The organism is Acinetobacter higginsii, from assembly GCF_000369845.1.
Lineage (GTDB): Bacteria > Pseudomonadota > Gammaproteobacteria > Pseudomonadales > Moraxellaceae > Acinetobacter > Acinetobacter higginsii.
This window is the reverse complement of the sequence record NZ_KB850211.1, coordinates 482575-495965: the sequence shown is the minus strand read 5'-3', so window position 1 is coordinate 495965 and position 13391 is coordinate 482575. Positions and strand designations below refer to the sequence as shown.

The following is a 13391-nucleotide window of genomic DNA, read 5'->3' as shown; positions in this document are numbered from 1 at the left end:
CTATTCTTCTCCCGCTTCTTGTGCTTCTTCCACTTCACTCACCATTACATGCGTAATCAAATTTTGAGCTGACGGTGTTGTCGTGAGTTTCATTAAACCCTCGGCGCTTGTGATACCTTTTTGCAAATTTCCCGCTTGGTCAATCATGAGATACGGCTTATTTGCCAATGGAATGTTGTCTTTATTCTTCACCAAATATTGAAGAATATAGGGTTGATCCACCACAGCTAATCTGGGAAGTTGAACAGAAACCTTCTGCCCACCAACGAATTTATGTTGCCCTGCTTTTGCTTCAAATTTTGCAGGGGTAATAAAAGTAATTCCATCTGTATTAATAATTATTTGAGACCCACCAGCCATAAACATCCCTTTATTTGACACAACTCTCCAAAATAATACAATAATATTATCTACCACAGTTAAAATTCATCGTATGACTTTTATTATAGCCATTCAATTACAAGACAGTATTATTGTTGCTACAGATAATAGAAGTTCAACCGTTGATTATAAAATTCATTCAGATCAAACACCTAAACTATATGCATGGAAAAATGGGATTATAGTGGGTTCGGGTGAAATGACTGTTATATCTCGTGCAGTTGAATTCTTTATAAAGTTATCAAAATCGAATATCAAAGACCTACCAAAATGTCTTAAAATATCAATGCTTATGAGAGAATTAGAAGCAAAACACTTCCAAATAACAACGACAAAAATAATGTATTCCAAGAGCACACCATCAGGGGCTCAGCTTTATACAATACAGCCAAACAAGAATGATGAATATCGCTTAGAAAAATTCCAAGTCAATGAAATTATATTATGGTTCTTCAATCCAGATATTTTACATATTAGGACTGAATTAAAAACATTATATGCCAATCTAAAACCTTGTTACTATTTTAATAATAAAAATGAATGGATAAATTATTATCTCGAACAGTTAAAAACAATATTTAAAAAACAAGCCCAAATAGATCAGATGATGAGTGCGAGTTTTGATATATTTTTTCAAACAAAGGATGATTATTTACATGAATATATTAGTACTCCAAGTACAGTATCAGTGAATCAAGAATGATCTAAAATCAAAGAAGCACTGAACAATAAAAAAACGACCTTAAAGTTTACACCTTAAGGTCGTTTCAAAAGCACAGCTAAAATTAGCCTGGGAAAATACCACGCTCTTTACGTGCTTTTAAGATACGCTCACAACCTAAAATGAAGGCTGCTGTACGTAAAGTACATTCTTTTTCGCTTGATTTGTGCCATACATCGTTAATGGCTTGAATCATCAACTTATCCAGTCTTTCATTAATTTCTTCTTCAGACCAGAAGTAGCTCGACATATCTTGAACCCATTCAAAGTAAGATACGGTTACACCACCTGCATTACAGATCACATCAGGAACAACAGTGATACCACGTTGAACCAAAACATCATCCGCTTCAGGGAATGTTGGGCCGTTCGCGCCTTCAAGCACTAACTTCGCAGTTAATTTTTGAGCACGTTCAACTGTGATTTGGCTTTCCAATGCAGCAGGGATCAAAATGTCCATCTCTACATTCCAGAACTCTTCATCACTGATCACTTGCGCACCAGCAAAGCCCCCCACACCTTGATGAGTTTCCATGTGAGTTTTTAATGCAGCAAGATCGATCCCTTCAGGGTTGAAAATCGTACCGGTGTGATCTTGAATCGTCACAATGATCGATTTCGAGTCTGCAAACAAATATGCAGCTTCGCTACCGACGTTACCAAAACCTTGAACCGCAATTTTCGCACCGTCTAAAGGTAATTTGATTTTTTCAGCAACTTGTTGACCTGTGATAAATACACCACGGCCTGTTGCTTTAATACGACCAAGAGAACCACCGAGGTGTACCGGTTTACCTGTTACAACACCAGTCACTGTATGACCTTGACCAGATGAATAGGTATCCATGATCCAACCCATCACGTTTGGATTAGTACCCACGTCTGGTGCAGGAATATCTTTTTGTGGGCCAATGATATGGCTGATTTCACTGGTATAGCGACGTGTTAAACGTTCTAATTCACGTGGTGAAAGTTGACGCGGGTCAACACGGATGCCACCTTTTGCACCGCCGAATGGTAAATTTACCACCGCAGTTTTAATTGTCATCCATGCTGAAAGAGCCATTACTTCATTTAAATCTACATCTGGGTGATAGCGAATACCGCCTTTACCCGGACCACGTGACAAGTTGTGTTGTACACGATAACCTTCAAAATGACGAATTGTGCCATCGTCCATAACAATTGGCACGTCGACAATCAAAGCACGTTTTGGGCGCTTCAATGTGTCCACATAGTCTTCTAAACCATCTAGATATGGAGCAACACGCTCGATCTGTTCAAGATAAGTTGCCCATGGACCGTCATTTTGAGAGACATAAGATAAATTAGACATGTTTTAACCTTTTGATGAATTCACATGATCCATCAATCAAATATGTAGTTAAAAATTATATAAGCGGCTAATTTGGCAGTTCTACTATCCAAATCAAACCGTGGATTACATTCCGCCACATCAAAAACTTTAATCTTTCCGGTTTCCTTAATGGCCTCTAGTAATGGGTCAAAGACAGATAAATCAATCCCTTTAACCGCAGGTGCGCTTACACCTGGCGCAATGCTAGCACTAAATACATCAAGATCAACTGTAATATACAAATAGTCAACTTTTCCGGTAAAAGCTGTCAACTTTTCGATTAAAGTTTCAACATTTTGTTGCTGCAACTCATAATCGTAAATATAAGTACAATTCAGCCGATCTGCGGTTTCAAATAAAACCTTGGTGTTTGAATGTTTCGCTACGCCAATGCACAAATAATTAAATTCTTGTTGATGCTGTTCAGACAGTTTTGCTGCATTTAAAAAAGGTGTGCCAGAAGTCACCTGTTCAGCTTCACGCAAGTCGAAATGTGCATCGAAATTGATGATGCCGATCTTCTTATTCGGCTCATGATTTTGCAGATATTGAAACAGACCTGAGAAGCTACCAAAAGCCACCTCATGGCCACCGCCTAACACAATCGGCTTCATGCCCTGTTTGAGGCTTCTTTCAACTTGTTCAGCCAATTCAGCCTGTGCTTGTTCCAGTTTGGAGCCGTCACATACCACAGTGCCAATATCGGTAATCGTGACTGGTTGATGCACAGGTAAATTAGCCAATTGCGCACGAATACTGTCAGGTGCATCTGCTGCACCCAAGCGCCCTTTGTTACGCTTAACGCCCTCATCCGAGCTAAAGCCAATCAAGGCATAATCAGCTCGTGGTGTGGTATTGACGACTTGGTGAATCCTTAAGTGTTCAGCACCCTCACCATCTTTACGCCCCTGCCATGTAAATGAATGATTCATTATGTCTAGCGTCCTTTAAAAATGAGCTTCGCTGTTAGATTGAGATTTCATTGCCATGCTGAATAATCCGCTTCGGTAAATCGCCACCCAACCAGTAAACAATCTCGGATGGATGCTCAATATCCCACGCAATAAAGTCTGCAACTTTACCAGTCTCTAAAGTGCCGTGAGTCTCTTGTAAACCCAATGCATGTGCCGCATGCGTCGTCACACCCGCCAAAGTCTGTTCAGGTGTTAGACGGAATAAGGTACTCCCCATATTCATCATTAACCGTAAAGATAAGGCTGGTGATGTGCCTGGATTTAAGTCACTGGATAGCGCAATGCGTACGCCATGTTGATGCAAACTGTCTAAAGGTGGATATTTGGTTTCTCTCAAGAAATAGAATGCGCCCGGTAATAACACCGCCACCGTTCCAGCAGCGGCCATCGCCTTGACATCATCCTCAGTCATAAACTCTAAATGATCTGCCGATAAGGCATGATAACGTGCCGCCAAACTCGATCCACCCAATGCAGATAGCTGCTCAGCATGTAACTTGATCGGAAGATTTAAAGACTGGGCTGTTTTAAATAGACGTTCGACTTGAGCTGGCGAAAATGCCAAATATTCACAAAAGGCATCCACTGCATCAACTAAACCTTCTTGATGCAGTTTAGGCAGCATCTCATTGCAGATATGCTCGATATAAGCATCACTTTGATCTTTGTACTCAGGCGGCAAAGCATGCGCTGCCAAGCAAGTACTACGAACGGTCATTGGCAAGGTATCTGAAATTTGACGAATCACACGCAGCATTTTTCGTTCATTGGCATAATCCAGACCGTAACCTGACTTAATCTCAATGGTAGTGACACCATCTTTAAGCAAGCAGCGAACTCGTTTCAATGCTGATGCAAGCAACTCTTGTTCACTGGCTTCACGCGTGGCACGAACCGTACTGGCGATCCCACCACCGCTGGCTGCGATCTCAGCATAGCTGACACCTTGCAGGCGTTTTTCAAACTCAACACTACGGTTGCCACCAAATACACTATGGGTATGACAATCAATCAAACCTGGTGTGACCCATGCGCCATTCAAATCAATGGTTTCGGAATAAGCATCGGCAGGAAGATCTTCAAATGTTCCAATCCAGTGGATATGCTGCCCTGAAGTGACCATCGCAGCATGTTCAATACTGGAATATTGCCCATTTTGCATGGTGGCGATATGACAGTTTTTCCAAAGCTTTTTCATTCACAGTTCCTCTCACTGCTCAGGCGGAATAACACCTGAGCAGCTTGATATTTAACTTTCCATTTCGATATTTTGTTGCATGCTTTGATTTTCTTTTACCGTGTTTTGCTTGGGCTTCACCCAAATGGTATAAGCAATCCAAAGTAAAACTAACCAGGTTGCGCCAACATAAATTGCAGGTCGTGAGTCTGGGAAATAGCCCATCATCGCCAAAATAAACAACATGAATGCAATTGCAAATGCAGGGGCATATGGCCAGCCAATCACTGGAAAATCGAGGGCTTTGATTTCTGCTTTAGACAACTTACGACGCATCGCAACTTGAGCAAGTAAAATCATCAACCACACCCAAACCGTAGCAAAGGTCGCAATTGAAGCAATGATAATGAATACATTTTCAGGAATCAGATAGTTCAGCAATACGCCGATCAATAACACCCCTGCCATCACCACAACCGTCATCCAAGGCACACCATTTTTGGAGATTTTTTGGAATACTTGCGGCGCTTGTCCACGATTCGACATACCATACAGCATACGCCCAGCACCAAATACATCACTATTGATCGCAGAGATCGCCGCAGTAATCACTACGATATTGAGAACAGTCGCCGCAGATCCAATCCCAAGATTTTCAAAGATCTGTACAAATGGGCTACCTTGGCTACCAATTTGATTCCATGGGAAAATCGACATCAGTACAAAAATCGTCATTACATAGAACAACAGAATACGTACTGGCACCGCATTAATTGCTTTAGGAATCGAGGTTTTCGGGTCTTGTGACTCACCTGCGGTAATCCCGATAATTTCAATCCCACCAAACGCGAATACCACCACAGATAAACAAGCAACTAAACCGGCAATACCATTTGGCATAAAGCCATCGTGAATCCATAAGTTTTGAATGCCTGTGGTAAAACCACTATGATCCGCATGGAAGCCATAGAACATTAAACCTAAACCACCGACAATCATCGCAACAATCGCCGTCACTTTGACAATCGAAAGCCAGAATTCCAGTTCACCAAAGACTTTGACATGAATCAGGTTAATTGCCCCAAGGAACATGATCAGTGACAGAATCCAGATCCAGCGCGGCACATCGGGGTACCAAAACCCCATATAAATCCCGAAAGCAGTGACGTCGGCCAAAGCTACAATGATCATTTCAAAAACGTAGGTCCACCCTGTAGTAAAACCTGCAAGTGGACCAATATATTGTGAGGCATAGTGACTGAATGAACCCGATACTGGATTATGTACAGCCATCTCACCCAATGCGCGCATCACGATATAAATTGCAATCCCTGCAACGATATATGCGATTAATACAGACGGACCTGCCATTTTGATGGCTGTTGCCGAACCGTAAAAGAGTCCTGTCCCAATGGCTGAACCCAATGCCAAAAAACGAATATGGCGGGTGTTTAACCCCCGCTGTAATGTGGAGTGTTGTGACATTATAATCTCCAATCCTTGAGGAAATTTAGTTAGATTCGGCCACTCCATGTGACCGATTTATTGATCACACTTCAGACAAACTCGGTAATAGCTGTGGAATGAGTAATTCGTTCAAGCAGCCACTTGCAAGCAATTCACTCGCTTGCTCAATATCTGGCGCAAAGAAACGATCTTCACTGTAATAAGGCACTTGGTCACGCAGCACTTTACGCGCACGCTCAAGTTTTGGAGAACTCTTCAAACCTTCACGGAAATCAAGACCCTGACATGCCCCTAACCACTCAACTGCAAGAATGCCGCGAACGTTGTCAGCCATATACCACAAACGTTTGCCCGCATTCGGCGCCATAGAAACATGGTCTTCCTGATTTGCAGAGGTCGGTAAACTATCAACACTGGCAGGATGTGCAAGTGCTTTATTGTCACTTGCTAACGCAGCGGCTGTTACTTGAGCAATCATGAAGCCTGAGTTGACTCCACCATTGGCGACCAAGAATGGCGGCAGCTGTGACATATGACGGTCCATCATCATCGAAATACGGCGTTCTGACAGTGAACCAATTTCGGCAATTGCCAATGCAAGGTTGTCCGCAGCCATTGCCACTGGTTCAGCGTGGAAGTTACCACCTGAAATCACATCACCTTCAGCAGCAAAGACCAATGGGTTATCAGATACCGCATTTGATTCAATTGCTAATACTTCGGCAGCTTGACGAATTTGAGTCAAGCAAGCACCCATCACCTGTGGTTGGCAACGCAGTGAGTATGGGTCTTGAACCTTGCTACAGTCCTCATGTGAATGTGAAATTTCACTCGATTCAGTCAGTAAGTCACGATATGCAGCAGCAACATCAATTTGGCCACGTTGACCACGAACTTCATGAATACGTGCATCGAATGGTGCCCGAGAACCCAGCATGGCTTCAACACTTAAACCACCACACACCGTTGCAGCAGCAAATAAATCTTCTGCCTCAAACAAACCACGTAATGCGTATGCTGTAGAAACTTGTGTCCCGTTTAAAAGTGCTAAACCTTCTTTCGCAGCTAAAGAAATTGGCTCTAAACCCGCAATTTTAAGTGCTTCAACCGCTGGTAACCATTCACCTTTATAACGTGCTTTGCTTTCGCCTAATAACACCAAAGACATATGTGCTAATGGTGCCAAGTCGCCTGAAGCACCAACAGAACCTTTTAATGGAATATGCGGATAAACTTCTGCATTGATCAACGCCAAAATGGCATCAATTACTTTACGGCGGATACCCGAAAAGCCACGTGCCAAACTATTTGCTTTGAGCAACATAATCAGACGCACCATCGCATCATCAAGCGGCTCGCCCACGCCAGCTGCGTGTGATAACACCAAAGAACGCTGTAATTGCTCTAGGTCTTCTGGTGCAATTTTAGTTGATGCAAGTAAACCAAAACCCGTATTGATCCCGTAAGCGGTACGGCCTTCATTGACGATTTGTTCGACACAAGCAACACTCGCATTGATGCCAGCAGAAGCGCTGTCATCGAGTTTCACTTTGATTGGATTTAAATAAGCGTGGCGCAGATCTGCTAAGCTAAGTTTGCCGGGTTGAATTAGAAGTTCCATTATTGGCGTCCTGTTTTGCACTCTATTGTTCGCTTACGATGCTGCTTACACAATTGCAAAAAGCATCGTAATGTCCTTGTCTGTTTATTGTGTGATCATCGGCAAGTTCAAGCCTTGCTCTTTGGCACAATCAATCGCAATGTCATAACCTGCATCAGCATGACGCATTACCCCTGTTGCAGGGTCATTGGTCAATACACGTGCAATACGTGCTGCTGCCTCATCTGTACCATCACATACGATCACCACACCTGAGTGTTGCGAGAAGCCCATACCTACACCACCGCCGTGATGTAATGACACCCAAGTCGCACCACCTGCAGTATTGAGCAAGGCATTTAATAACGGCCAGTCAGATACGGCATCTGAACCATCTTTCATTGATTCTGTTTCACGGTTTGGACTAGACACAGAACCTGAATCGAGATGATCACGACCAATCACGATTGGTGCTGAAAGTTCACCGCTACGCACCATTTCATTAAATGCCAAGCCAAGTTTTGCACGTAAACCTAAGCCGACCCAGCAAATACGTGCTGGTAAACCTTGGAAGCTAATACGTTCACGCGCCATATCTAACCAACGATGTAAATGTTCATCATCAGGAATGAGCTCTTTTACTTTGGCATCTGTCTTATAGATATCTTCTGGATCACCTGAAAGTGCAGCCCAACGGAATGGACCAACACCGCGACAGAACAATGGACGGATATAGGCAGGAACGAAGCCTGGGAAATCAAAGGCATTTGCTACGCCTTCATCTTGTGCCATTTGACGGATGTTGTTGCCGTAGTCAAAGGTTGGAACACCCATTTTTTGGAAATCCAGCATCGCTTGAACGTGCTGTGCCATCGATTGTTTCGCCGCTTTCACCACAACTTCTGGCTCAGTTTTAGCGCGTTGACGGTACTCTTCCCATGTCCAGCCAATTGGCAAATAACCATTCAATGGATCATGTGCACTGGTTTGGTCAGTCACCATATCTGGATGTACACCACGGCGAACTAACTCAGGTAAAATCTCAGCAGCATTGCCATGTAGCGCAATCGAAACCGCCTTACCTTCTTTGGTATATTTTTCAATACGCGCCAAAGCATCATCTAAATCAGTTGCTTGCTCATCGACATAACGGGTACGTAAACGGAAATCGATACTGCTTTGTTGGCATTCGATATTGAGTGAACATGCGCCTGCCAATGTTGCAGCTAAAGGTTGTGCACCGCCCATACCGCCTAAACCAGCAGTCAAGACCCAACGACCTGTCAAATCACCGTTATAGTGTTGGCGACCTGCTTCTACAAAAGTTTCATAGGTACCTTGTACAATGCCTTGGCTACCAATATAAATCCAAGAACCCGCTGTCATCTGACCATACATTGCCAAACCTTTCGCATCCAATTCATTGAAATGCTCCCACGTTCCCCAATGTGGAACAAGATTCGAGTTTGCAATCAAAACACGCGGTGCATCTTTATGGGTTTTAAACACACCCACAGGCTTACCAGATTGAACCAACAAGGTTTCATCAGTTTCTAAATTCTTTAGCGTTTCAACGATCTTGTCAAAACATTCCCAGTTACGTGCAGCACGACCGATACCACCGTAAACAACAAGCTCTTTTGGATTCTCTGCAACATCAGGGTCAAGGTTGTTCATCAGCATGCGTAAAGGCGCTTCTGTTAACCAGCTTTTTGCATTGAGCTTTGTACCACGTGGTGCGCGAATTTCTACATCACGAAATTTTGTTGTCGTTGTTGTCACAATCGGACTCCTTCCATTGAGTTTGAATCAGCAAATTAACCTGCTTTACTGTATAGCAATGTATTAACTTGTATATACATCCATATACTACACAAAACTTTTATATTGAAAAGATGCTTTTCAATTCTTTTATGAAAATAAATTACAAACTAATGAAATAAATAGATTTATTTTTTGATCGGCAATAAAAAACACATACAACCTGTAGTCATATGTGTTTTAAGAAAAAGTGAAAAAATTAGATTTTTGTGAGTTCAATCAGACAAGCTTGCTTAAAACGCTCAGATTTTAAAACCAGTTTTTTCAATGATTTTTGCTGCTCGATTTTAAGACTTTGCTGGTGTGCTAAACAAAAAACCTGCCGATCCACTGCAATTTCTAATGGTTCTAGACTCTGATTAAAAATAAAAATCAGATCGGCTGAACTGAAAATCTCAGCGCTTGCTGACTCAAAAATCCATTGATAGTGAGAATGCCATTTTTCAGGATTATAAATCAAATTAAAATCCCGAATTGGCCCATCGATTAGTTCGCAACTAGTCGTGCTGTCCCCACTGAATTGGGCGGATTCTAAGGTTTTCAAATGCTCTGAATCATCGTCAATATTCAATACGATGCCAGTACCTTCCAATACTGTGAGGATGCGCTGCATGCCATTAAACTTGGAAAAATCCCCCGAAGTTTTGACATCCGCCATGGATATACGCCAATCAAACGTATCCAAACTGTCACCGTCACTTCGGGCAAGCTCAATGGTATAACCTGCACCATTCTTCCACAGCATCTGTTTATAGTCAGCCAAGTCTAAGTGTTGAATCATTGAGTAAACTTACCTTCCAGATAATAACGACTACCCGGATAAATCAAACGTGCACTTGAAATGAGTTGTTTATTCGACCATGTCCTGCGACGAATCAATAGACATGGTTCGGTCTTATTGATTTTCAGCCATTTGCATTCTTGTGCTGATGCAAGAATTGCGGTCACCACATGTTCACCTTCGGTCACAGGTGCTTTCGACATTAAATACGCATTGGGTGTAATGCTTTTAAAGTCTTGTGCCAAGTAATCTGGAATCAACATCGGATCAACCAGTCGATCTTCGATTTGTACAGGCACATCATTTTCATAATGCACGATGATCGAGTGAAATAGTTTTTGTCCTTCACGAATCTGCATCAGCATACTTTGTTCAGCATTGGCCTGAATCTGTTCCAGTACCAAAACTTCGGCATGATGTTTATGATTTCGGGCAATGATTTCTTCGGCAATATTATTGACATGAAACAAAGCGGTACGCCCTTGTCCTTCCGCAACAAAAGAACCAACACCTTGGATACGCACCAATAAACCTTCACTGGTGAGTTCGCGCAAGGCACGATTCACGGTCATGCGACTACAGCCGAGTAAATTAACCAATTCACTTTCTGATGGAATTTTTTTATTGACGGTCCATGTTCCTTCATAGATTTTTTGCGAAATCATTTGTTTCACACGCAAATACAAAGGAACAGGGCTGTCTTCTTCTAGGGACAAATCTAAATCGTTTTGCTTTGTCGCTCTTGACATTGGCTAAAACTCATACTAAATACTATAAGTCATTGTATATTGAATTTAGTGAAATTGTATATACAAGCCTATACAAATAAACAATTTAGGCTTAATAGAAGATAAACAACTCCGATTTAATCTCTTAAATATCCCAAATTTATTCAAGCTAAACCGTATAGCGTTTGCTTAACCCCCATTCAGCCAAAATACGGCGATACATGGTCGAAGAACGGTCTGCTTCAAAATGTGCTTCCATACCAATATCTAAGGGTAATTCTTCTGGCTTTTGTGCCTCTACCATCTCTTGATCTTCGGCAAAAATCTGCGCATTAAAATCATAGACGGCCTGTAAATCTCCCGTGGTATCGAAATTACGGGTTAACGGTACAAATAAGCGAGTTTTATTATGTGAGATGGGACAGCAGGCATTTAAAATCTTAAGTACCCCGTTATTCGGGAAGTGAATGGTTAGCACTGCTGAAAATGGCGGATAAACATCAAAGATCCGCTCCCACACAAAATCATCGGGTGCTAAATGTTGCATGCCATGCGGATAGTTGCTGACATTACTGGTGTAGTTTGTATGCAAGCCATATTCAGTACGTTCAGTCGAATATTTAGGTACAACAGGATTATCTCGATCGGCAAAGGCCTGATGATGCACCCAAGCAAAGTGTGCCACATCAATAAAACCTTCCAATTGACGACCGCTTGAACCGGCAATATCCACAGAAGGCGGTAAAATGGCTTGATGCTCCTCCTGTGCCCATGTGTCTAATACAGGGAAGTTTGCCAAACTTTCATCTCTGCCCAAAATGCTGGTCCAGACCAGTCCATATTTTAAAACTACGGGAAACTTGGTCAGCGAAAAGCGCTCTGAGATTTTAGTTAAATCAGGCTGAGCTGGGATTTTAGAGCATTTGCCATCTTCATTAAAATGAAGTCCATGATAAGGACAAATCAAAGTATCTCCCTCAACCCAGCCTTTACTCAAAGGCACACCGCGATGCGGGCAAATATCTCGAGCTAAATGAATCTGCTCTGTTTCGGTCTTATACAAAGCTAGATTTATATCCAATAAGGTCACTTGCTGCGGTTTGCTGCTCACATCTTCAATACGTGCAACGGGATACCAATGTTGTGCAAGAATCTGCCAATCCTGATCATCAAATTGGCTATGACATGGCTTATTTGGAAGATTGATGAATGGAATTGCGTTCATATCCTGTGCTCATTTTTAAGATTTTTCTCTTCAAGAGCAGTGTGGAATAGATCAATATTCTCGTCTATTAGAATGATTTATATGCATCATTCTAAAAATTAGAACAGCCTAGGCACTAAAATTGCTTTTGTATTAAAACCTGCTTTATCTCAAGTGAGTTTGCAATGGCCTTGCCATTTTCACGTTTTGCCGATTATTTTATTGCCGTTGCCAAAACAGGTAGTTTAAGAAAAGCGGCCGATCAACTTTTTATTTCTGTCTCCGCAGTGCATCGGCAGATTGTTTTGGCAGAAGAAGAACTCGGTGTGGCTTTATTTGAACGTTTGCCCAGTGGACTCAAGCTGACCTTGGCTGGTGAATTACTCTATGCCGATCTACGCAGCTGGCAAAAAGAGTTTCAAATCACACAGAAACGTTTGAATGAAATCCAAGGCATACAACGCGGTTCAATTGATTTTGGGATGATTGCAGCACTCAGTGAAAGCTTTGTCAGTGCCGTGATGCAGTCTATTGTTCAGCAATATCCGTGGATTAATTTTAAGGTTCGTGTCTTGGACAGTGATCGTATCGCTGATCTGGTGATCAATGCTGAACTCGACTTTGGCTTGATTCTGAATCCCAAACATCAGCATCAATTGCAGATCAGCGCCTTTATTGAAATGCCCTTGGGTTTCGTGATTCCCAAACAGCATCCTTTAGCCCATAAAGAAAAAATCTACTTCTCCGATACACTGGAATTCAATCATATTATTCCTGCCGAGCCTTTGGTTATTCATGACCATGTTACGGCCTTATATAAAAAGCAGGACTTTCACCCACGCCATACCATCGAATGCAACGATATCCATATGATGATTTCATTGCTTAGGCAAAACTTAGGTATCAGCATCATGAGTTATCTGGATGCAGCCCCTTATATTGAAAATGCTGAATTTGAATTTAGAGCGATCAATGACCATGGCCTACATCCAATTACGGTCGCACTTTGTGTTGCACCAAAACGGCAACTTTCTCGGATTGCGCAAATCATGATGAATCAAATCATTATCGAGATGGAAGCACTAAAATCGCGCATGCTAATGAATATTCATCAATAACATGGTATTTTTGCACCAAAATAAAACACACAAGCTATTGATTTAAATCAATATAGTGTTTG

General features: G+C 42.1%; 12 protein-coding genes. 2 read left to right on the top strand and 10 right to left on the bottom strand.

Features of this window, described 5'->3' with window-relative positions; translation table 11 throughout:
- Complete coding sequence (locus F885_RS17580; protein ID WP_005313002.1) at nt 1-360, bottom strand: hypothetical protein; 360 nt, start codon at nt 358-360, stop codon at nt 1-3.
- Nucleotides 361-433: 73 nt separating this feature from the next.
- Here F885_RS17580 and F885_RS17585 point away from each other — a divergent pair, with 73 nt between their 5' ends.
- Nucleotides 434-1084: a hypothetical protein gene (locus F885_RS17585; protein ID WP_005312999.1), complete on the top strand. Its 651-nt coding sequence runs from the start codon at nt 434-436 to the stop codon at nt 1082-1084.
- 82 nt (nt 1085-1166) lie between these two features.
- Here the strand turns inward: F885_RS17585 and F885_RS17590 are convergent, their stop codons facing one another.
- The 9 genes from F885_RS17590 to F885_RS17630 all read right to left on the bottom strand — a co-directional run bounded on the left by F885_RS17590 (nt 1167) and on the right by F885_RS17630 (nt 12232).
- Nucleotides 1167-2438 carry a Glu/Leu/Phe/Val family dehydrogenase gene (locus tag F885_RS17590; protein ID WP_004654197.1) on the bottom strand — a complete coding sequence of 424 codons (1272 nt, stop codon included), beginning with the start codon at nt 2436-2438 and terminating at the stop codon, nt 1167-1169.
- Between the two features lie 32 nt (nt 2439-2470).
- Entirely contained in the window at nt 2471-3391 is a 921-nt protein-coding gene (gene hutG, locus F885_RS17595) for a formimidoylglutamase (protein WP_005204519.1), read from the bottom strand.
- Nucleotides 3392-3425: 34 nt separating this feature from the next.
- A complete protein-coding gene (hutI, locus tag F885_RS17600) occupies nt 3426-4631 on the bottom strand; it encodes an imidazolonepropionase (RefSeq protein WP_005204520.1) in 1206 nt (401 codons plus the stop codon).
- A 51-nt stretch (nt 4632-4682) separates the two neighbouring features.
- Nucleotides 4683-6095 (bottom strand): amino acid permease, encoded by a 1413-nt coding sequence (locus F885_RS17605; RefSeq protein WP_005204523.1) that lies wholly within the window; start codon nt 6093-6095, stop codon nt 4683-4685.
- A 64-nt stretch (nt 6096-6159) separates the two neighbouring features.
- Nucleotides 6160-7698: a histidine ammonia-lyase gene (hutH, locus tag F885_RS17610; protein ID WP_004806245.1), complete on the bottom strand. Its 1539-nt coding sequence runs from the start codon at nt 7696-7698 to the stop codon at nt 6160-6162.
- A gap of 84 nt (nt 7699-7782) precedes the next feature.
- Nucleotides 7783-9459, bottom strand: a complete 1677-nt coding sequence (hutU, locus tag F885_RS17615) for a urocanate hydratase (protein WP_004806244.1) — start codon at nt 9457-9459, stop codon at nt 7783-7785.
- Nucleotides 9460-9697: 238 nt separating this feature from the next.
- The gene (locus tag F885_RS17620) at nt 9698-10279 is read right to left on the bottom strand and encodes a HutD/Ves family protein (RefSeq protein WP_005312994.1); all 582 of its coding nucleotides are present in this window, start codon (nt 10277-10279) and stop codon (nt 9698-9700) included.
- On the bottom strand, nt 10276-11028 hold the full coding sequence (gene hutC, locus F885_RS17625; protein ID WP_004654214.1) for a histidine utilization repressor: 753 nt from the start codon (nt 11026-11028) through the stop codon (nt 10276-10278). Before hutC ends, F885_RS17620 begins: the two co-directional genes overlap by 4 nt.
- 148 nt (nt 11029-11176) lie before the next feature.
- Nucleotides 11177-12232, bottom strand: coding sequence for an aromatic ring-hydroxylating oxygenase subunit alpha (locus F885_RS17630; RefSeq protein WP_005312991.1), 1056 nt, complete (start codon nt 12230-12232; stop codon nt 11177-11179).
- 164 nt (nt 12233-12396) lie between these two features.
- Here F885_RS17630 and F885_RS17635 point away from each other — a divergent pair, with 164 nt between their 5' ends.
- Complete coding sequence (locus tag F885_RS17635; RefSeq protein WP_004806236.1) at nt 12397-13329, top strand: LysR family transcriptional regulator; 933 nt, start codon at nt 12397-12399, stop codon at nt 13327-13329.
- Nucleotides 13330-13391 lie beyond the last annotated feature (62 nt).